This window comes from Bartonella sp. AP58NXGY, assembly GCF_042195785.1.
In the GTDB taxonomy this organism is placed as follows: domain Bacteria; phylum Pseudomonadota; class Alphaproteobacteria; order Rhizobiales; family Rhizobiaceae; genus Bartonella.
Window position 1 is genome coordinate 1 of the sequence record NZ_JBHIOY010000092.1, and the last position, 306, is coordinate 306.

The window sequence follows — 306 nt, forward strand, 5'->3', positions numbered from 1 at the left end:
AAAAGACGCTGCGTAAATAAGACACGAGCGCGGCGGGGGCGCCCCTCTTTAAAACATTTCATTCTAAAATTTAAATCTCTATATATAAAGGAATAGTGTTATGCAAAAAAAATTTGCACTCACAAATGAGACACGTGTAATTAGTAATCATACTCTTTATCGCATTAAAGCTTTAAAAGACTTTTCTGATGTTAAAGCAGGGGATCTAGGGGGCTTTATCGAAAAGGAAAGTAACTTATCACATAATGGTAATTGCTGGGTAGCTAATGAGGCTTGTGTTTATAATAATGCTCTTGTTTCTGATAA

1 pseudogene is annotated in these 306 nt (G+C 35.3%); it reads left to right on the top strand.

Features of this window, described 5'->3' with window-relative positions:
* Window positions 1-100 precede the first annotated feature (100 nt).
* Window positions 101-306 (top strand): annotated as a pseudogene (locus ACFINC_RS09660) (hypothetical protein); the annotation flags it as partial.